This window comes from Ochrobactrum sp. 19YEA23, assembly GCF_029909865.1.
Classification (GTDB): domain Bacteria; phylum Pseudomonadota; class Alphaproteobacteria; order Rhizobiales; family Rhizobiaceae; genus Brucella; species Brucella gambitense.
In genome coordinates, this window is sequence record NZ_JASAMQ010000006.1 from 123,316 (window position 1) to 144,011 (window position 20,696).

Below are 20,696 nucleotides of genomic sequence, written 5' to 3' on the forward strand. Positions count from 1 at the left end.
GATGCCGACGTCCTCCGCGCGGTTTTGATACAGAGATGATGTCGCAACGCTTCGAACCAGATTTGCCGATGCATAAACTGGAAAATCGGACCTTTCCGGCCCGACCTTCTGTTTCCAACGAGCAACAGGCCACTGTGAGGCGCTGTAGCTTAGCCCGCCTTCTTCGTGATGAGTGTCAAAGCCCCGTTTTCCGACAGGCTGGCAGCAATGACATCCTGTTCGTTCATACCCTTCTGTTGAAGAGCTTCACGTGCCTGCGGGAATGTCTTCACAGATGTACGTAGTTTGGTGAGGTCGTCGGCGCTTCGTTTTTCGACAACGGCTTGAACTTCCTTCTGGCTTTCAGCCGGGAGTTCCTTGATATCAACCACCGATACCGTCTGAATGGTTGGTGCCGTTGGTTGCGGGGTCGCTGGCGCCGAATTAGCCGGAGGCTGTGGCGCCTGTTGCTGAGCCATTGCGGCTGGGGTCAGGGCGACGAGAGTTGCGAATGCAAACGATGCAATTCTTGGCATCATCTTTCCTTTCCAGTGATTTCGCTTAATGCGATTTGTGGCGACCGGGCCAGTGCACAGGCCCAATGTGACCGTACCGAGTTATTTTCTGGGCTATTCCGGGGTTAAACCTTGTTCTGGAAACGGCACTTGTGGGATCACACAATTGAAAAGGCCCTGGTTTCACAATGTGTGGGTGAAGTACCGTCGAACCGGATTTAATGTGTGTGTCATGACAAAAAATCGTTATAACAGTTCAATCAGTCTTTTGTCATGATGGAGCCCGTGTGCGCATGTGGAAACCCGTATTGGAACTGCGCAAAGGCGCAACCAAGCACCGACTTCTGACAGAAAAAATCGTCGATGACATCGAGAACGGTGTTCTGCTGCCAGCAACTCAAATGCCCACCCATCGCGAACTGGCACACAGTCTTGGTCTTTCGGTGCAGACCGTCAGCATCAGCTATAAGGAGGCAGAACGACGTGGTTATCTGCGCGGCGAAGTCGGGCGCGGAACATATGTCTGCAAGCGCGTAACTGAACGTGCGGACCGCTTCATGCTGGACCGTGATCCGAGTGGAACCGCGGACATGTCAATTATTCGAGCCGTCTATACGGAAGCGCATGAGAGAGCCTCGAAGCGCCTGTTTGAAGAGTTGAGCCAATCAGAAAACGCCAGTTTCATGCGGCCATGTCGCCCGATTGCGGGCTTGGATCGTCATCGTGCGGTTGCTCAGGAGTGGCTGCAGGGGCTTTCCGTTGACGTTGATCCGGGCCGCATTGTCATTACGAATGGAGCGGCGCACGGCCTGTTTCTTGCCGTTGCAACGATTGTTCAACCGGGCGAAGTTGTACTGACCGAGCGCTTGACCGATCATGGAATTATCGGGCTCGCCAACGTGCTGGGCTTTACGTTGCGCGGACTGCCAATTGATGAGCAGGGCGTCATACCAGACGCCTTTGAACTGGCATGCAAAGCCGGTGATGTGCGTGCGCTTGTTCTGATCCCGACATTGGGCAATCCCACAAGTCATCTCATGTCCGCGCAACGTCGCATAGCGATCGCGGAAATAGCGGCCAGATATGAAGTCTGTGTGATTGAAGACGAAGTTTACAAACCCATTCTGGAAGAGCGGTTGCCTTCAATGCCGGAATTACTTCCCGATCTCGGCTTTTTTGTAACCAGTTTTACAAAGACCGTTATGACGGGACTTCGCACAGGCTATCTCGTCGTGCCGTCGCAATATTCCATTCGTGTGGCTTCGATCCTGCGTGTGACGAGCTGGAGCGGGGTCAATCTTCTGGGCGAGATGGCTAGCCGCTGGATCGAGGATGGCACGGTCAACGAATTGCTCGAAATTCAACGTGGCGAATTGCGAACGAGACAGGCGGAAGTAAGCGATATTCTGGGATCTCTCATAGCAGGGAGTAACCCATTGTCCCTGTGCGCCTGGCTCAAGATCCCGCGTCATTGGTCGGAAGATGGGCTGGTGAGGGCGCTGGCGAACAAGGGCGTGGCGGTCACGCCTTCAGATCCGTTCGTCGCTGGTGCTGATCGCGGCCATGGAGGCATCCGGATTTGCCTTGGTGGACGGTTATCTCGGACGGCCTTGCGCAAGGCCCTCGAAACGATACGGGAAACGTCTGCCCAGCTTCCACCTGTTTACGATGTCGGCGCGATAGCCTGATCTCATAAAACAGACTGGAGAAACTCTTTGGTGCGCTGTTCTTTCGGCGCATGAAATATCTGTTCCGGTGTGCCCTGTTCGCAGATGCGCCCTTTGTCGAAAAAGCAAACGCGGTCAGAGACTTCGCGCGCAAAGCGCATCTCATGTGTTACCATCAGCATCGTCAGATCATGCTCTTGGGCGAGGCTGCGTATAACGGATAACACCTCACCGACAAGCTGCGGGTCAAGCGCAGATGTTGGTTCATCAAAAAGCAGAACGCGAGGACGCATCGCCAGTGATCGCGCTATAGCGACGCGCTGTTGCTGCCCGCCTGATAGCTGTGACGGATAATGATCCTTCTTGTCCGACAGGCCGACGAGCGAAAGCAGGTCCAGTGCACGTGCTTCAGCTTCAGCGCGTTTGAGACCAAGCACGTGAACAGGCGCTTCGATGATGTTGCGCAAAACGGACATGTGGGGAAAGAGATTGAAGCTTTGAAATACCATGCCGACATGCGACCTGATTTTGCGCAGATGCGCTTCACTGGCATGGAATGGCTCCTTGCCGCCGGTTTCATGATAGGGCGTACCACCCAATTCCAGTGTGCCCTCCTGAAACGGCTCCAGCGTCATCAGTATGCGAAGCACAGTGGATTTGCCCGAGCCGGAGGGGCCGATGAGCGTGACTTTTTCGCCGTTGCTGACCGAGAAATTGAACTGATCCAATACGGTCAGCGCTCCAAAGCGTTTGACGACGTTTTGAAAGCGGATGATTTCCTGGGTCATTTGAGAGCGATCCCGTTCTTTGGAAGTTTGCGTTCAAGCAGGCGGATAGCTGCCGAGCAGATGAGCGTCAGGATAAGGAAGATCAGACCAACCATTGATAGTGGCACGAGATATTCGAACGTGCGGTCACCGATCAGATTGGCGAGATTGAGCATGTCGACAATGCTGACGACCGATAGAACTGGCGTCTCCTTGAGCATCGATACCAGATAATTGCCCATGGCTGGTACGATACGTGGCACCGCTTGTGGAATGACGATATCACGATAGGTCCGCCAAGGTGTCAGATTGAGTGCGCGCGCAGCTTCCCATTGTCCGCGGGGAATAGCTTCAATGCCACCGCGATAGACTTCCGATGTATAGGCTGAATATTGCAAGCCGAGTGCCAGAGCGCCGGTTAGGAACGCGGGCAGGACGATGCCATAGACAGGCAGAACATAATAGAGGAAGAAAAGTTGGACCAAGAGCGGCGTGTCACGTAGAAACTCCACGACAACAACGGTTGGCCAGGATACGATTTTGTGACTGCTGCGTCGGAGAAGCGCGAAGACCAGTCCTAGCACCAGGGCGATTGCAAAGCCCGTTGCTGCGGCCTTCAACGTCACTGTCAGGCCTATAGCCAGGATCGGCAGGATCGAGATGGCGAAGGACAGGGTAGACGAGGTATCCCAAGCATAGCCGTATATCATGCGAGACCTCCTGCCATCGTCTGACGTCTAAGGCGTCGCTCCAGCCATCTTATTGCGGTTGCAAGCACGAGAGCCATGGCGAAGTAACCAAGCAGTGTGAGGGAATAGATGGTCACGCTATCCAGCGTCAGATTGCGCAACCTCTGCGCCTGAAACGTCAAGTCACTGATAGCAATGAGGGATGCAAGGGCGGTATCCTTGAGATTGTGAATGGCCAGATTACCAAAGGCTGGCATCATTTCGACAACTGCCTGCGGCAATACAATATGAAACAGTGTGTGCCGCTTGCCAAAATTAAGCGCCCGTGCGGCCTCATGTTGGGCTTCGGGCACGGCCTGTAGCGCACCGCGAACCACTTCTGCACCATAGGCTCCAATATTCAGGCCAAGGCCCATGATGCCCGTGGTGACTGGATCAAAGGAGATACCGATCAGGGGCAGGGCATAGTAGAGCCAGAACAGCTGTACCAGAAGCGATGTGCCTCGGAAGACTTCGATGTAGATTACCGCGATAGCGGACAGGAGCGGTCCACCTGCAAAGCGGGCTATGCCAGCAGCGAATGCGAGTATCGTGCCAATCACCATCGAACTGAGAGCCAGAATGATGGTGACTTGGGCACCTTTGAAAAGGGCGGGTAGATATTCCGTCCAATGCATAGGGTTGTCTCCCTGGCAGAGAAAAGACTGAACCCGCCGACCCCCTGTTGAGACCGGCGGGTGCTGGTAAGCTTACTTTGCGTTGCAGAGTGCCGCTGTGTCCGCCGTACGAGCAGCTTCTACGCTCTCATCGCTAAGTCCATATGTCGTCAGGATTTTCTTATAATCGTCGGTCTTCTTGAACTCGATGAGCTCTTTGTTAAAGGCCGCGAAGAAGTCCTTGTCTTCAGGACGGAAACTGAAGGCGCCAAAGCTTCGAGCCGATTTTCCGTCAACGACAGGATCGGTGAAAGGATGAGCCTGTTCCAGCTGCGGTGAGTTTTCAACCAGCTTTGCAACGGTCAGTTCGGTTGCAGCATAGGCATCAGCTCTACCGGTTTGCACCGTCGATGGTGCATCGGCATTGCCCTGGATCATAACAATCTGGGATTCGTCGATCCCCATTCCATGCAGAAAATCGATCTGATCAGCGCCCGACACAATCGCGACCTTCAGGGAAGGATCCTTCTTGATATCGTCGTAGGAGTGAATCTTTTTAGGATTGCCCTTGGGCACCAGAAGTCCTTCGCCATAGCTGGAATTGGCGACGGTGAACTGCACCTGCTTGCAGCGTTCCGGCAAGACATTTTGTTCAGCGGCCACAAACTCAAACCGCTTGGCTTTCAGCCCGGGAATAAGAGAGCCGAACGGCGTGACGGTCCAGTCGACTTCCTCAATACCAAGCTTTTTGAAGATCGCCGCTGCGACGTCGGGACCAATACCCTTGGCTGCGCCGCTCTCGTCCATATAGCCATAAGGCATCTCGTTGGCGGTTGCCCCACGAACAAAGCCAGCGCTTTTCAGGTCGTCGATTGTGACGGCTTGAGATGGCAAGGTAAGGCCAATTGTAGCCACCGCAGAAAGCAGAGCGGAAATCGTATAAAGTTTCATGCGCATCGTGTTCACTCCTCTTTAAAATTACCGGTTTTGTTTTGCACCGGCTTATTGCTTCAATGTCTCTATTCACACGTGTTAACGCGCGACGGGCTCCTCGCAGATCGTAGCGATGACCGAGAGGCAGTCACCCATTTTGACAAGCCCTGGGAAGTGCCGGGCAGTGAGAACGCCGTCGAGCCTTGCGCGGTATTCCTGCGGCGCACCACCGGTCCGCGCAATGTTATGCACACGGGCGATGACATCACCCTCCCGAACTTCGGAACCAAGATCGACTAGAGGCTCCAGAAGACCGTCTGTGTCTGCAAACCCGAAACAGTCTTGTGACGGCATATCGAGCCAGACAGTCGGCGAGTGTTCTATCTCACCTTCCAGAATGCCGGAATGGCGCAAAAGGTTGCGCACGCCGCGTTTGGCAATGGCAGCCGTGCGGGCGGATATGGTTCCACCACCTGCGAGCTCGGTTGTCACAAAGAGCTTCCCTGCATCCTCCGCAGTCGTGTCATACATGCCCACTGCATCGATCTCGATCATGCGCATGGAATAGGGTGCAGAGAAGGCCTTGACCGCGGCAAAGCAGCGGCTTTCCTGCTCCTTGTCGGGCAGAGCGTGTGCAGCCGCATAGGGTAGGAAATCAAGCGTGCGCCCACCCGAATGGAAGTCTACTAGCACATCGGCTTCAGGCAACAGATAGCGGGTGAAATAGTCGGCGATTTTCTCCGTTACCATGCCATCCGGACGGCCCGGAAAACTACGATTGAGATTGCCTTTATCAATTGGGGAGGTGCGTGTACCAGCTTGAAAGGCCGGAAAATTCATCGCAGGTACGATGATGATGCGGCCCTTGATTTCGTCCGGTTTGAGGTTCGCTGCGAGATCATACAGCGCAACTGGCCCCTCATATTCATCGCCGTGGTTGGCGCCGGTCAACAAGGCCGTCGGACCGTCACCGTTGCGGATCACGCAGATGGGGATCATCAACGAACCCCATGCGGAATCGTCCCGCGACCACGGTAGTCGCAAATGACCATGCTGGACCCCATCCAGATTGAGATCGACAGTGGGCGTGATCGGAGAGGGGCGTAAAGGTGGCGTCGCGTGCATCATGACAGACCTAGTCCTTGACCACCAGCTTGCGCGGTACGTTTGATAGGCATTCGACGCCGGTCTCCGTAATGACGATGCTTTCGGTAATTTCGAGCCCCATGGTTTCGAGCCAAAGCCCCGTCATGAAGTGAAACGTCATGCCCGGCTGCAATTCAGTGCGGTCACCGGATCTAAGGCTCATCGTGCGCTCGCCCCAGTCCGGCGGGTAGGAAAGCCCGATCGAATAGCCAGTGCGATTGTCTTTCACGATGCCGTATTTCTTCAAAACATCGAAAAATCCTGCGGCAATATCCTCGCATGTATTGCCGGGACGTGCGGCGGCGAGACCTGCCTCCATCCCCTCCAAGGTGGCCTTTTCGGCATCAAGAAATGCTTGCGTGGGCTTACCGAGAAAGACCGTGCGAGAAAGCGGACAATGATAACGCTTGTAGCAACCGGCGATTTCAAAGAACGTGCCTTCGCCGGATTTCATCGGCTGATCGTTCCATGTCAAATGGGGGGCGGATGCGTCGGCACCTGACGGCAAGAGCGGCACGATGGCCGGATAGTCGCCGCCGAATTCACCCACACCGCGCGTTCCTGCGTCGTAGATTTCCGCCACAAGATCGCATTTGCGCATACCTGGTTCTATTGTATCGACGATACGCTTGTGCATGGCCTCGACAATGCGGCCCGCTTTACACATATAGTCGATCTCGGTAGAGCTTTTGACTGCGCGTTGCCAATTCACCAGCCCCTGCGCATCCTTGAAACGCGCGTTCGGCAGGCCTTTCTGCAAGGCATGATGAGCGGCCGCCGTATACCAGTAATTGTCGAACTCCACCGCGATGGTCTTGTTGCCCCAACCCTTGTTATCGAGGATGGACGCCAGCAAATCCATCGGATGCCGTTCCAGCGACTGCACATAATGATCTGGATAGCCAATGATACTGTCATGACTGATCCAGGCCGTGCGCTTTGCACCGTTTCCGTCCTGACCACGCCCATACCATATTGGTTCTCCATCCATCGCCAGGACAACGCATTGATGGACGTAAAAGGACCAACCGTCGTAACCGGTCAGCCAGTGCATATTGGATGGGTCAGTTACGATGATGATATCGAAGCCAGCCTTATCCATGGCGCGTCTTGTCTTGGCAATTCTGGCGTCATACTCGGCGCGGGTGAAATTGAGTTCAACGCTCATTGATTGTCTCCAGCAGATTTGTTCGAGTCGATTTTAGCACCGGTGTTGCGGGTAATTGCGCGTTCGGTAGCGAAACGTGCGATGGCGGTATCCTGAACGCCCGTGCCCGTCAGGTCGCAGAAAGTGATGTCTTCGGCATTGCGATGAAAAATGCCTTCTTCCGAAATGATCCGCCCGAGTTCCGGGAAAGAGGTGTCGGCTTTGACAATACCGGCTTCAATTGCGTGATGTAACTCACCCAGTCTGCGCGTTTGGCTCAGGCTGTCCGCAACGTAGAGGACTGGACGACGGAAGATCGCGGGATCTATTTCGTTTTTGTGTTCAGCATCAGATCCCATCGCAGTGAGATGCTGTCCCGACTCCAACCAGTCCGCGTCGATAAGAGGCCTTTCAGACGGCGTCGTCGTGACGATGATATCAACGTCCGCACAAGCTTTCCGGGCATCGTCTGCAGGAACGACGGGGATGTCGAGTTTCTGTTCGAGAGCCGCAGCAGCGCTTTTGGCTCTGGTGAAGTCACGTGCCCAGATGCGCGCTTCCCGGATTGGGCGCACCAACATCAGGGCCTCCAGTTGCAACTGGGCCTGTGTGCCTGCGCCGAAGATCGCGGCCTTGCTTGCATCTTCACGGGCTAGATGTCTTGCAGCGACCGCACCCGCGGCAGCGGTGCGAACATCGGTCAGATAACCATTGTCGAGTAGCAGGGCTTCAATAAGCCCAGTTTTTGCCGAGAATTGGATCATCAAGCCGTTGGTCGAGGGCAAACCAATGGATGGATTGTTGAAAAATCCGGGGCTGATTTTAATCGCGAAACTATCGAGGCCGGGAATATAGGCGGTTTTAACATCGACTTCCCCACGCTCGGCAGGAATGTCAAGCCGGAGGATGGGCGGCATGCTGACTTTACCCCTTGCAAGCGCGCGAAACGCATCCTCAACACAGGCAATGCTTTCCAGATCGAGCGCTATGAACTGACGGAGATCTCCTTCGCTCAATATCCGCATCTCAGCCATCAGTTCGCCCCCTCTACACTGGCACTCATGATCATGCGGTGCTGTTTGGGGTCAATATTACCGCCGGAAACAATGATCGCTGTTGGCGTGGAAACATCTAACTTCCCACTGAGGAGTGCCCCAACTCCAACGGCTGCAGCGCCCTCGACGATCTCGTTCTCATGGACGGCCATATGTCTCACGCCTGCGGTAATCTCCTCTTCCTCAAGCAGAACCACGTCGTCCAGCAGATCGCGGCACATAGCGAAGGTCCAGCGATTATCCAGGCCAATGCCGCCTCCAAGCGAGTCTGCAAGCGTATCCACTTCTTCCACATTGACGGGATGACCTACAGCAAGACTTGCCTGCATTGCAGCGCCGCGCTGTATGGAGATGCCAATTATTCTGGCTTTTGGCTTAAGAGCCTTAACTGCAGCCGCTATACCCGATGCAAGTCCGCCGCCAGAAAGCGGGATCAATACGGTCTCGATCTCGGGCGAACTTTCCAGAAGTTCAAGCCCGACCGTTCCCTGACCAGCTATCACATGGGGATCATCGAATGGTGGGACCACATTCATTCTCTGATCACGGGAGAGACGAGCGACTTCCTCCATTGCATCATCTTGAGATTTTCCAACAATGCGAATATCCGCACCCAGTCGATGTATGGCTTCGACCTTATTTGGCGGAACAAGTGAAGACAGGCAGATGGTGGCTTTGAGACCTTGCAGCGAAGCTGCATGGGCCAATGCGCGACCGTGATTTCCGGTTGAAGCGGTGACAACCCCGAACATCCGCTTCGAAGCTGGCAGGCTTAGAACAGCATTTGTGGCGCCTCGCAATTTGAAGCTGCCTGTGGTTTGACGATTTTCAAGTTTGAGAAAAACAGGTGTTCCCGATATTTTACTTAGGGTATTTGAGCGGATAAGTGGGGTTCGCTTGACATGGCCTTTTAACCTGTCACGGGCTTGTTCTATTTCTCTGATGCTCACCGTTTCGGACACGCCTATTGCCTCTCAGAGCTGGTTGAGTGACGGAAACGCTGCAGCCAATTTGAAGGATGCTCAAACGCAAGGCGCAATAATGCACCATATGCGCAACCGTGTGGCCGCAAGCTCGTTCCCCATGTCTTGATTATTTTCGTTGCAATATGTGTGAAAGACAGGGAAGATCATGTCAATGATTATATTGGATCATTACAATTAGATTTTCGCGCTGTTTTGGCGGCGAGCCTTGCCAGCCCTTCTTGCTCATGCCAAGGAACGGCACCCTAATTAGAAAACCTCATGTGAACCGGATCAACCAAATGAAGTCCGCCTTGAAGCTTGATGCTGTTGATCTGCGCATTCTCGATGCAGTGCAGGAGAATGCAAAAATCACGAAACTCGCATTGGCGGAAAAGGTTGGTTTATCCCCGACACCGTGCTGGTTACGCCTTCGCAAGCTGGAAGAGGCGGGCATAGTGACCGGCTATCATGCGCACATCGCCTATCGAAAAGTCGCGCCCATCGCCCATGTTATCGTGCAGATTACACTGGGTAATCATCGTCAGAGCGACTTTGATCGATTTGAACGGGCTGTTTCGGCGTTACCGGAAGTCATTTCTTGTTGGTCTGTTGGTGGCGGCGTGGACTATTTCCTGATGGTCGTAGCGCGCGATATTGATGGTTACCAGCGGTTAATCGACCGGCTTTTGGACCAGAGTATCGGCATTGAGCGCTATTTCACGTATATTGTGACCAAGTTGGTCAAGGACGCGAAAGGCGCTACGCCACTTTCGCTCCTGACGGATAATCCTGCATAGACCAAGCGGACTACGAACAGGGGCAATATTAGTCCAAATTACGTGTGTCGCAGTTTGCTTTGGTCCAAATCGACAGTGCTCCCATGACATGCTTTTCCTGAATTGGGAGAAGCACGATGAATGCCGTTCTGGATCATCCGATACAACACGACGGGCTTAAAAGGCTCCGGGACAAACATCTCTTTCGAGAGCTTGCCTATATCAATGGGCGTTGGATGTCCGGTGAGAAGGCCGAGACATTTCCGGTTGTCGACCCCGCGACTGGCCAGCGCCTCGCACGTGTCGCTAGTCTGAATGAGACCCACACTCTTGCGGCGGTTGATGCTGCAGAGACTGCATTTCCTGCTTGGTCACGGTTGCTGCCGCAGGAACGCGCGGGTATTTTGCGGCGGTGGTATGAACTGATTGTTCAGAACCGGGACGACCTCGCAGTGCTCATGACGCTGGAGCAGGGCAAACCGTTCTCTGAATCCCTCGGTGAGATCGACTATGGCGCAGCCTTTATCGAGTGGTTCGCTGAAGAAGCAAAACGCCTGAACGGAGAAACAATAGCCAGCCATCTGCCCGATGCCGAAATGCTCGTGCGTCGTGAGGCTCTTGGTGTTGTGGGTTTGGTAACCCCGTGGAATTTCCCGAATGCCATGATTACAAGAAAGGCAGCAGCGGCTCTTGCAGCGGGCTGTCCGGTTGTCGTTCATCCGTCCTCCGAGACACCGCTTTCTGCTCTGGCGCTGGCCGAGCTTGGCGAAAGAGCAGGCTTTCCCGCCGGTATTTTCAATGTAGTCACGGGCAAGGCGGCACCTATCGTCGATACGCTTTGCAATGACACCAGAATACGCGCGTTGAGCTTTACCGGTTCCACCCAGATTGGCAAGTTGATCGCTTCAAAATGTGCTAGAAGTGTCAAACGCCTCGTCATGGAACTTGGCGGGCATGCACCATTGATCATATTCGACGACGCGGATCTGGAGCGAGCAGTAGACGTGGCGATGGCCGCGAAATTCGCCACTTCTGGTCAAGACTGCCTTGCTGCAAATCGCATTTTTGTCCAGCGCGGCATTCTCGCTTCCTTCACCGAAGCCTTTGCGGCGCGCATCGCATCGCTCAAGGTTGGTCATGGTTTCGAGGCTGGGGTGGATATCGGGCCGCTGATGCATGAACGGGCCATCGCCAAGGTCGAAGAACACGTCGCGGATGCGCGTGCGCGTGGGGCAAGTGTGCTCGTTGGCGGAAATCGTATCGGCGAAAACACGTTGTTCTATGAGCCGACCTTATTGGTCGATGTGCCGAATGACGCGGCGATCATGCACGAAGAAACATTCGGCCCGGTTGCTGCAATCACCGCGTTTGATCTGGAAGATGAGGTCATTGCGCGGGCTAACGCCACAGAATATGGCCTCGTCGCTTATGTCGTAACGGCAAACGGGGCCCGGCAACTAAGAATGGGACGTGCTCTCGAATACGGCATGGTTGCCATCAATCGCGCCAAGATCACCGGAGCACCGATCCCCTTTGGCGGCTGGAAACAATCCGGACTAGGGCGAGAAGGCTCCCATCACGGCATCCACGCTTTCACCGAACTCAAATATATCTGCATCGATACCGCCGCATGAATGTGTTGCGAAATGAAAGGAAACTGACAGTGTTAAACAACAGCAACGAACTGACCGCCTGGGACCGCGATCATTTTTTCCACCCATCAACACATATGGGTATGCATGCGCGCGGAGAGACGCCAACCCGAGTATTGGACGAAGGCAACGGCGTGTTTATCACCGATGTGAATGGACGTCAGAGCCTTGATGCTTTTGCCGGCCTCTATTGTGTGAATGTGGGTTACGGCCGCAAGGAGATCGCTGATGCGATCGCTGAACAGGCGCATAAGCTCGCCTACTACCATGCCTATGTCGGCCACGGCACCGAAGTATCGATTACGCTTGCCAAGATGATTATCGACCGGGCGCCAGCGCATATGAGCCGCGTTTATTTTGGTTTGTCCGGCTCTGACGCCAACGAAACCAACATCAAACTGATATGGTACTACAACAATATTCTTGGGCGCCCTGAAAAGAAAAAAATCATCTCGCGCTGGCGCGGATATCATGGCTCCGGCGTCATGACTGGCAGTCTGACTGGTCTTGCGACCTTCCATAATGCATTCGATTTGCCGCGTGCGCCTATTCTGCATACGCAGGCGCCTTATTATTTCCGCCGCGAGGATCGCGCGATGGGTGAGGAGCAATTCTCGCAATATTGCGCTGATCAGCTTGAAGAGATGATCCTCGCTGAGGGACCTGACACGATTGCTGCTTTCATCGGCGAGCCTGTATTGGGCACCGGCGGGATCGTGCCGCCACCTGCTGGCTATTGGCAGAAGATACAGGCCGTTCTGGACAAATACGACATTTTGCTGGTTGCAGACGAAGTGGTGACTGGTTTCGGTCGTCTGGGCAGCATGTTTGGTTCCGAACATTATGGAATGAAGCCAGAACTGATTACAATCGCCAAAGGATTGACGTCGGCCTATGCGCCACTTTCTGGATCGATAGTCTCGGATCGCATGTGGGACGTGCTGGTCAAGGGATCAGACAAAATGGGACCGATTGGGCATGGTTGGACCTATTCGGCGCATCCGATCTGCGCGGCTGCCGGTGTAGCAAATCTCCAGCTCATTGATGACCTGAAGCTCGTGGAGAATGTCGGTTCGACCGGTGCTTATTTCCGCAAGGCTCTTCAGGACGCTATCGGCGATCACAAGCATGTCGGAGATGTGCGTGGTGAGGGGCTGATGGCCGCTATCGAGTTTGTGGAAGATCGCGATGATCGCAGGTTCTTCGACCCGTCGCTCAAGATTGGCGCACAAATTTCGGCGGCCCTCCTTGCCAATGGCGTGATCGGGCGTGCAATGCCGGAAGGTGACATTCTGGGCTTTGCGCCACCGCTCTGTCTGACGCAGGACGAAGCGGATCAGGTCGTTTCAGCAACGAAAGCAGCGATTGCAAGCGTTTTCGCAAATCGCTGATAACAGGACTGCGCGGGGTCAACTTCACGATAGGTTGGCTCCGCATTGTTGACGATATTTCTGCATTCTGCGACATTCGATTCATGCAGAACTCCATCTCTATCGATCAGGACTATCTCGTCACACGGCTCAAGGCGCTTCTTTCGATACCAAGCCCAACCGGCTTTACGGATGAAGCTGTTCACTATGTCGCACGTGAATTGGAAATGCTCGGTCTGGAAGTCATGTTGACCAGACGCGGCGCTATTCAGGCGCGTCGATCGGGTGCATCCAGACGCCCGGCGCGCGGCATTGTCTCCCATGTTGACACATTAGGCGCCCAGGTTAAGTACCTGAAAGATAATGGCCGGCTCGAGCTTGTCTCCATCGGCAACTGGTCTGCCCGTTTCGCAGAAGGTGCGCGTGTATCCATCTTTTCCGGCAAGGGAACCTATCGCGGGTCAATCCTGCCATTGAAGGCCTCCGGGCACACCTTCAACGAAGAAGTGGATAGTCAGCCGGTGGGCTGGCCCTATGTCGAATTGCGGGTCGATGCCCTGGCACGAAACAAGGAAGACCTTGTCCAGCTTGGCATTGATGTCGGCGACATTGTTGCTGTCGACCCCGCACCGGAGTTTATTGATAACGGCTTCATTGTCTCTCGCCATCTGGATGACAAAGCAGGCGTTGCCATCATGCTGGCCTCTCTTGAAGCCATGCAGCGAGGTGAAATCGAAACGCCAGTTGACACCTATTGGCTTTTCACGATTGGCGAAGAAGTGGGGGTCGGCGCTTCGGCTGTAGTGGTTCCCGATATTGCCTCTCTTGTTGCCATCGATAATGGAACCACCGCGCCTGGACAAAACTCCTCTGAATTCGGCGTAACACTTGCTATGGCTGATCAGACCGGACCATTCGATTATCACCTGACGAAGAAGCTCTATGAGCTTTGTGGCGAACACGATATTCAGGTGCAGAAAGATGTGTTTCGTTATTATCGCTCAGATGCTGCTTCTGCTGTTGAAGCAGGGCATGACGTGCGCACAGCGCTACTGACGTTCGGGGTCGATGCGTCGCACGGATATGAGCGCATTCATCTGAGTGCTTTGACATCGATTGCAAAACTGACCGTTCATTACGCAATGAGCGACGTGGAAATCAAACGCGATGCCGAAGAAACTGCCAAGGGATTGAAGGGCTTTACGCATCAAAAGTCCACGAAAGCCGAACAGGACTTGAAGCCGGAAGATACTCCTGCCGAATAGCAAAAATTTACCGGAATTTGCGGGTGGGCCAAGGCCCGCCTTTTTCGTCGGCTTGAAATTTATTATGATAGTTCATTGATCCCAACGATTTTATGCCTATAAATTAGAGTTAGCTAATTGGCATAACGAAAGGGGATCGCTCTATGAGAAGATTATTTCGTGCTGCGCTGACAGCGATAGCGCTCGCAATTGCGGGCCCTGCAATGCCGTCGCTGGCTCAAACGCCGCCCAATGTATTGATCGTAGGACAGATTGCTGAGCCGCAATCTCTCGATCCGCATACGGTGACCGCAACCAATGACTTCCGCATTCTCGTGAATATATATGACGGCCTCGTGCGCTATAAGGATGGGACGCTTGAGGTTGAACCGGCACTCGCTGAAAGCTGGACAATTTCGGATGACGGTAAAACCTATCGCTTCAAGCTGCGTCAGGGTATCAAATTTCATGACGGGTCCGATTTCAACGCCGAAGCAGTGAAGTTCAACTTCGATCGGATGTTGAAGGCGGATCACCCTTTCTACAACACGGGGCCTTTTCCGCTTTCCTTCAATTTCTCGTCGATTGAAGCGGTCAATGCGATTGATCCGGCAACAGTCGAGTTCAAACTGAAAGAGCCATTTTCGCCGTTCCTGTCCAATCTGGCCTATCCGACCGGTTTGATCGTGTCGCCTAAAGCTGTAAAGAAATACGGTAAGGAATTTGGGCGCCATCCATCGGGAACAGGTCCGTTCAAGTTCGCCGAATGGCAGTCCGGCCAACGTGTTGTTGTGGAACGAAACTCCGACTATTGGGATGGTGCACCCGCCTTGGAAGCCATCGTATTCCGTCCGATCACTGATCCCAATACCCGCGTCGCGGAAATGATGGCTGGTGGTCTTGATGTGATGGTGGAAGTGCCGCCAGACAATCTCGCCACCTTCAAGCAGGACGGGAACTTCGCCGTTACCGAGCAGGCTGGACCTCACGTCTGGTTCACAATTCTGAATGCAAAAACGGGGCCTTTCGCGGATAAAAAAGTGCGTCAAGCCGCAAATTACGCAGTGAATAAGAAAGCTCTCGTCGATAATGTTCTGCAAGGCTCGGCAACCGTGGCAGCAGGACCGATTCCACCTGCTTTCAACTGGGTGGAGGACAAAACAGAGCCCTATCCCTATGACCCTGAAAAGGCAAAAGCATTGCTGGCCGAGGCCGGGGTCACCAATCCAGAGATTACATTTTATGTGACTGAGGGCGGTTCCGGCATGCTTGACCCCATCACCATGGGAGCAGCTATCCAAGCAGATCTGCAGGCTGTTGGGTTTAAGGTGAAAATCGAGACCTATGAATGGAACACCTTTCTGGGTCGCGTAAACACCGGCCTCGACGGCAAAGCCGATATGGCGGAAATGGCGTGGATGACCAATGACCCCGATACAGTGCCATATCTGACTTTGCGGACGGACGCCCTACCTGACAAGGGTGGGTTTAATTCCGGCTATTACTCCAACTCGCAACTTGACACGCTTCTCGAGAAGGCGCGCACCTCCACCGATCAGACCGAACGGGGCAAACTCTACGGCAAGGTGCAGGCAATTGTGCATGACGATGCGCCGTGGCTTTTTGTGGCCAACTGGAAGCAAAATGCGGTCACAACCGCAGCCGTGAAAGGCTTCAAGCTGCAACCGTCCTTCCTGCTGCATCTGAAAAACGTGACAAAGGAGTGAGCCTCACCCCCGCTCGCCGAGGTTCACGGCAGCGATTTCCCATGACATACAGGAGGGCTTGAAATGCCAGCCTATATTCTAAAGCGTCTTGCCGCGGTCATCCCCGTCCTGCTGGGACTTTCCATCATCGTTTTTCTTGTGATGGCCATGATCCCCGGCGATACGGCAACTGCATTGCTAGGCTCATATGCGACACCGGAAAACGTTGAGCGAGTAAACCGCGATCTTGGTCTGGATAAGCCGCTTGTGCAGCAATATTTCATCTGGATCGACAATCTGTTGCACGGCGACTTTGGCCGTTCCTTTGTGCTCAACAGACCAGTGCTTGATGAAGTGCTGGAGCGATTTCACGCTACTCTGATCCTGGCTGGTGTGGCGCTCGTCCTGTGTTCCATCGTCGGCTTGCTGGCGGGCATCGTCTCGGCGGTACGGCAATACGGTTGGGCTGATCGCGCGATAACCTTTGTGGTTCTGGCCGGAATTTCCATCCCTTCATTTTGGCTCGGCCTATTGCTGATTTATCTTTTTGCAGTTCATTGGCGGGTGCTGCCGGCCTCTGGAATGTATGCTGTCTATGGCGGCGGTGATCTGAAAGACCTGCTCTGGCATTTGATTTTACCAGCGGCAACACTTGCCGTTGTAGCGGCTGGTGTTATCGCCCGATTGACACGCAGCGCGATGCTGGAAGTCCTGCGACAAGACTATATCCGCACGGCTCGCGCCAAGGGGCTCAATGAACGGCGGGTGATCTACCGCCACGCGTTTCGCGCGGCACTTGTCAGTGTCATTCCCGTCATCGGTATACAGGCAGGTTTCGTGCTGGGTGGAGCGGTCTATATCGAAACCGTGTTTCAATGGCCCGGTATCGGCGCAATGTTGGTGAAGGCCATATCCACGCGCGATATCCTGCTGGTGCAAGGTGGTGTTCTTGTGATGGCCGCAAGCTACGTCATTTTCAATCTGGTGGCCGATATTCTCCAGACCATGCTTGACCCGAGGATTCGCACATGAGCTTGCTGACACAAACTGCGGCGGTTCCGGCACAGACACGTCTGACGTCTTGGGGATTGCTCATGAGCAATCGGCTGGCCGCCTTCGGCTTTTTCCTGCTGATTGCTATCTGTCTTGTGGTTCTGGCGGCACCGTTGCTGCCTTTGCCTGATCCGGATGCAACGGCGCCCGCGACACGTCTACAGCCATTGTTCACATCCGGCCATTTGCTCGGAACCGATCAACTTGGGCGAGATATTTTAAGCCGGATCATCTGGGGGACACGTGTATCAGTGGCGGTGGGCTTTGCTGCAACTTTGATAGCGGCTGTTATCGGTTCTTCCATCGGCCTTGTCGCTGGCTTTGTCGGCAGCCGCACCGATAATCTGATGATGCGCGGCATCGATATGTTGATGGCGTTCCCTTACATACTCCTTGCCTTAGCCATTGTTGCAGTCCTCGGGCCCGGTTTGATGAATGCGCTTTTCGCGATTGCTGTCGTCAATATCCCGTTTTTTGCGCGCAATGTCCGTGGTGTTACGCTCGGTCTTGCCCATCGCGAATTCATTGATGCGGCGCGGCTTTCCGGCAAAAGTCCTATTTCGATTCTGGCGAGCGAGGTTCTTCCAAATGTCATGCCCGTGATCGTCATTACCATGTCGACAACTGCCGGTTGGATGATCCTTGAAACGGCCGGTCTCAGTTTTCTTGGTCTGGGAGCACAGCCCCCGCAGGCTGATCTGGGGTCGATGCTGGGTGAGGGCAGGGCACAACTCTTCAATGCGCCGCATGTGTCGATCATACCCGGTCTGATGATTTTCCTGCTTGTGATCAGCCTGAATGTGCTTGGTGACGGTGTGCGCGACATACTCGATCCACGCCTGCGGTCCGGTGCACTTGCACGCCCCGGCGCCAGAACGGAAATAGCCCGTGATCGCGCCACAAAACCCGATGCGCCCTGCGATGCGATATTGTCGGTCGAAGCGCTGGAAACAGGTTTTGTCAGCGGCGGGCGTTTCACCCCTGCTGTGAAGAATGTTTCTCTCCAGTTGTATCGGGGAGAGTGTCTTGGCCTCATTGGAGAAAGCGGTTCAGGGAAGAGCGTTACCGCGCTTTCAATCATGGGGCTCGTGGCATCGCCGCCCGGGCTTATTCGTAACGGTTCGATATATCTGGAGGGCAGGGATGTGCTTTCCCTGCCGGAAACAGAACTCACGACCCTTCGTGGAAGCAAAGTGGCCTATGTGTTTCAAGATCCGCTGACGACATTGCATCCGATGTATTCCATCGGCTGGCAGGTTGAAGAAGCCATTGGAGCGCATCGTCGCATGACGGCGGCCGAGCGACGCGAACAGGCAATAGCCCTGCTTGAGAAGGTTGGCATTCCGGACGCCCGAGACCGCGCCAGTCACTATCCGCATCAGCTTTCCGGAGGGCAGCGCCAGCGTGTTGGCATCGCGATGGCACTCGCCAATGACCCCGATATCATCATCGCCGACGAACCAACCACCGCGCTGGACGTGACCGTGCAGGCGCGAATTCTGGATCTGCTGCGTGAATTGCAGCGTGAGCGCGGCATCGCGCTGTTGTTCATCACCCATGACTTCGGGGTGGTTTCGGAAATTTGTGACCGCGTTGCGGTGATGAAAGATGGCGAGATCGTCGAGACCGGTACTGCAAAGGAGGTCTTATCCAATCCGCAGCATGACTATACGCGTCGACTGATTGCTTGCGTGCCCGAACTCGGACAAGGCGCAAGCTTTCTCGACAAGGTTGCGAAAGTCTTCGGACGCGAGAATAAAGGCATGCAAGCATGAGTGAAATTGCGATCAGTGCACATGAGCTTACCAAGACATTTGGTGGCGGGCGAACTCTTTTCGGTCGGAAACGCCATCAGGTTGATGCGGTCAAAAATGTGTCACTTGATCTGCGGCGGGGGGAGACACTTGCCGTGGTCGGGGAAAGCGGATCGGGTAAAAGCACGCTTGCACGGATGTTTGTGGGACTGACTGAACCGACAAGCGGGACCATGACAATCGCGGACCGCGATGCAACCGATCTGCGCAAATTAGGTGCTCGCGCATTTGGCAAGGTCATTCAGTATGTTTTTCAGGACCCTGTTGCCTCACTGAATCCGCGCAAGACGATCAAGCAAATTCTGGACGTTCCACTCAATCTTCTAGGCAAACTTGATGCTGCGCAGCGTGCACAGAAAATGGCGCAGTTGCTCGATGCGGTACAAATGCCCAGAGACACGCTGGATCGCTATCCGCACGAATTCTCGGGCGGGCAGGCGCAGCGCATCGCAATTGCGCGAACGCTCGCAGCGGAAGCCGAGATCATTGTACTCGATGAGCCCGTGAGCGCTCTTGATGTCTCGGTACAAGCTCAGGTTCTGTTGCTTCTGGAAGAACTCAAGCGCGAATTTAGTCTGTCCTATCTTTTCATAAGTCACGATCTGGCGGTCGTGGAAGCGATCTCGGATCGTGTAGCAGTGATGTATTTCGGGGAAATTGTCGAGGAAGCTGAAGCCGAAGAGCTTTTCGCTCATCCGAAACACGCCTATACGCGACAATTGCTGGAAAGCGCACCAAGCATCAGGAAAGAGTAGAAGCGGCATGGTCAAGACGGGCCTTAAAAATAGCGGCGTAACAGGCGCGCGCACGCGCGCGGGTGCCACAAAAGCCAAGCGCAGACCGGAGGAAATTGCCGACCGCATCAAAGATTTCATACGAGCGAAAACACTGGAACCCGGAGATCGGCTACCTCAGGAAAAAGAACTGATCGATCAGTTTAAAGCCGCAAAGGGCACTGTTCGTGAGGCCATGAAAGCGCTTGAAACGCAAGGGCTTATCTATACGCGAAGCGGGCCGGGAGGCGGCGCATTTGTGGCTGAGCCATCGGCGCGACATGCCATGGAAATGTTGGGCAGCTTTTTCTTCTTTGACCAGCCAAGCTTGAGCGAAATCTACGCGATACGCAAATTGCTGGAACCGGAAATTGCTGCATTGCTTGCAGGCAAACTCACACAAGGCGATGTCATCAAGCTTGAAAACACGATGCGTATTTATGACCGCCCTCCGATTGATCTGGAAGATCAATATCAACAGCGCGTGGCAGAGCTAGATTTCCATTCGCTGCTGGCGCAACAATGTCCAGACAGGCTGCTAGGTTTCGTTTGTGGGCTGACGCATCACCTTTTGCGCAGCCTGCCTGTTGCGCGCGTAATCTATGCAGATCCAACGCCTGCTTCCCGCGAAGCTGGCCTTGTTTTCCAGCATCGCCTGCTTGCCGCTCTTACGGAAAACAGGGCCGAGGATGCCCGGCGCATCACTTATGAGCATATGGTGGCAGCGGAAGACTATATGCTTTCAAAAGCCAGGACTGTCGCTATTGCGGGATAGGAAAAGTCGATAAA

Annotated in this window: 19 protein-coding genes; 10 read left to right on the forward strand and 9 right to left on the reverse strand. The window is 54.3% G+C overall.

The window, feature by feature from the left end; genetic code table 11:
- Positions 1-149 precede the first annotated feature (149 nt).
- Complete coding sequence (locus QBD01_RS16210; RefSeq protein ID WP_280993673.1) at positions 150-518, reverse strand: hypothetical protein; 369 nt, start codon at positions 516-518, stop codon at positions 150-152.
- 269 nt (positions 519-787) lie between these two features.
- Between QBD01_RS16210 and QBD01_RS16215 the strand changes: the two genes are divergently transcribed.
- Positions 788-2,182, forward strand: a complete 1,395-nt coding sequence (locus QBD01_RS16215) for a PLP-dependent aminotransferase family protein (RefSeq protein WP_280993674.1) — start codon at positions 788-790, stop codon at positions 2,180-2,182.
- A gap of 2 nt (positions 2,183-2,184) precedes the next feature.
- Here QBD01_RS16215 and ehuA read toward each other — a convergent pair whose 3' ends face one another.
- From ehuA to eutB, 8 genes are all read right to left on the reverse strand, one after another.
- Positions 2,185-2,949, reverse strand: a complete 765-nt coding sequence (ehuA, locus tag QBD01_RS16220; protein ID WP_280993675.1) for an ectoine/hydroxyectoine ABC transporter ATP-binding protein EhuA — start codon at positions 2,947-2,949, stop codon at positions 2,185-2,187.
- Positions 2,946-3,638 carry an ectoine/hydroxyectoine ABC transporter permease subunit EhuD gene (ehuD, locus tag QBD01_RS16225; RefSeq protein ID WP_280993676.1) on the reverse strand — a complete coding sequence of 231 codons (693 nt, stop codon included), beginning with the start codon at positions 3,636-3,638 and terminating at the stop codon, positions 2,946-2,948. Before ehuD ends, ehuA begins: the two co-directional genes overlap by 4 nt.
- Positions 3,635-4,294, reverse strand: coding sequence for an ectoine/hydroxyectoine ABC transporter permease subunit EhuC (ehuC, locus tag QBD01_RS16230; protein WP_280993677.1), 660 nt, complete (start codon positions 4,292-4,294; stop codon positions 3,635-3,637). The genes ehuD and ehuC overlap by 4 nt, the downstream gene beginning before the upstream one ends.
- Positions 4,295-4,366: 72 nt before the next feature.
- Complete coding sequence (gene ehuB, locus QBD01_RS16235) at positions 4,367-5,230, reverse strand: ectoine/hydroxyectoine ABC transporter substrate-binding protein EhuB (protein ID WP_182521940.1); 864 nt, start codon at positions 5,228-5,230, stop codon at positions 4,367-4,369.
- Between the two features lie 75 nt (positions 5,231-5,305).
- Positions 5,306-6,334 carry a N(2)-acetyl-L-2,4-diaminobutanoate deacetylase DoeB gene (doeB, locus tag QBD01_RS16240; RefSeq protein WP_280993678.1) on the reverse strand — a complete coding sequence of 343 codons (1,029 nt, stop codon included), beginning with the start codon at positions 6,332-6,334 and terminating at the stop codon, positions 5,306-5,308.
- Positions 6,335-6,341: 7 nt separating this feature from the next.
- Positions 6,342-7,520: an ectoine hydrolase DoeA gene (gene doeA / locus QBD01_RS16245; RefSeq protein ID WP_280993679.1), complete on the reverse strand. Its 1,179-nt coding sequence runs from the start codon at positions 7,518-7,520 to the stop codon at positions 6,342-6,344.
- On the reverse strand, positions 7,517-8,533 hold the full coding sequence (locus QBD01_RS16250) for a cyclodeaminase (RefSeq protein ID WP_280993680.1): 1,017 nt from the start codon (positions 8,531-8,533) through the stop codon (positions 7,517-7,519). The genes doeA and QBD01_RS16250 overlap by 4 nt, the downstream gene beginning before the upstream one ends.
- On the reverse strand, positions 8,533-9,516 hold the full coding sequence (gene eutB, locus QBD01_RS16255) for a hydroxyectoine utilization dehydratase EutB (RefSeq protein WP_280993681.1): 984 nt from the start codon (positions 9,514-9,516) through the stop codon (positions 8,533-8,535). Before eutB ends, QBD01_RS16250 begins: the two co-directional genes overlap by 1 nt.
- Before the next feature lie 314 nt (positions 9,517-9,830).
- Here eutB and QBD01_RS16260 point away from each other — a divergent pair, with 314 nt between their 5' ends.
- The 9 genes from QBD01_RS16260 (at position 9,831) to QBD01_RS16300 (ending at position 20,682) form a co-directional block, all read left to right on the forward strand.
- Complete coding sequence (locus tag QBD01_RS16260; RefSeq protein ID WP_280993847.1) at positions 9,831-10,316, forward strand: Lrp/AsnC family transcriptional regulator; 486 nt, start codon at positions 9,831-9,833, stop codon at positions 10,314-10,316.
- 116 nt (positions 10,317-10,432) lie between these two features.
- Complete coding sequence (locus QBD01_RS16265) at positions 10,433-11,929, forward strand: NAD-dependent succinate-semialdehyde dehydrogenase (RefSeq protein WP_280993682.1); 1,497 nt, start codon at positions 10,433-10,435, stop codon at positions 11,927-11,929.
- Positions 11,930-11,958: 29 nt separating this feature from the next.
- Entirely contained in the window at positions 11,959-13,338 is a 1,380-nt protein-coding gene (locus tag QBD01_RS16270) for an aspartate aminotransferase family protein (protein WP_280993683.1), read from the forward strand.
- Positions 13,339-13,421: 83 nt separating this feature from the next.
- The gene (locus tag QBD01_RS16275) at positions 13,422-14,582 is read left to right on the forward strand and encodes an osmoprotectant NAGGN system M42 family peptidase (RefSeq protein ID WP_280993684.1); all 1,161 of its coding nucleotides are present in this window, start codon (positions 13,422-13,424) and stop codon (positions 14,580-14,582) included.
- Between the two features lie 143 nt (positions 14,583-14,725).
- Positions 14,726-16,288, forward strand: coding sequence for an ABC transporter substrate-binding protein (locus QBD01_RS16280; protein ID WP_280993685.1), 1,563 nt, complete (start codon positions 14,726-14,728; stop codon positions 16,286-16,288).
- Positions 16,289-16,351: 63 nt separating this feature from the next.
- Complete coding sequence (locus QBD01_RS16285; protein ID WP_280993686.1) at positions 16,352-17,299, forward strand: ABC transporter permease; 948 nt, start codon at positions 16,352-16,354, stop codon at positions 17,297-17,299.
- A 5-nt stretch (positions 17,300-17,304) separates the two neighbouring features.
- On the forward strand, positions 17,305-19,095 hold the full coding sequence (locus QBD01_RS16290; RefSeq protein ID WP_392391431.1) for a dipeptide/oligopeptide/nickel ABC transporter permease/ATP-binding protein: 1,791 nt from the start codon (positions 17,305-17,307) through the stop codon (positions 19,093-19,095).
- Entirely contained in the window at positions 19,092-19,889 is a 798-nt protein-coding gene (locus QBD01_RS16295) for an ATP-binding cassette domain-containing protein (RefSeq protein ID WP_280993688.1), read from the forward strand. The genes QBD01_RS16290 and QBD01_RS16295 overlap by 4 nt, the downstream gene beginning before the upstream one ends.
- A 7-nt stretch (positions 19,890-19,896) precedes the next feature.
- The gene (locus QBD01_RS16300) at positions 19,897-20,682 is read left to right on the forward strand and encodes a GntR family transcriptional regulator (protein ID WP_280993689.1); all 786 of its coding nucleotides are present in this window, start codon (positions 19,897-19,899) and stop codon (positions 20,680-20,682) included.
- The last annotated feature ends 14 nt before the right edge of the window (positions 20,683-20,696 follow it).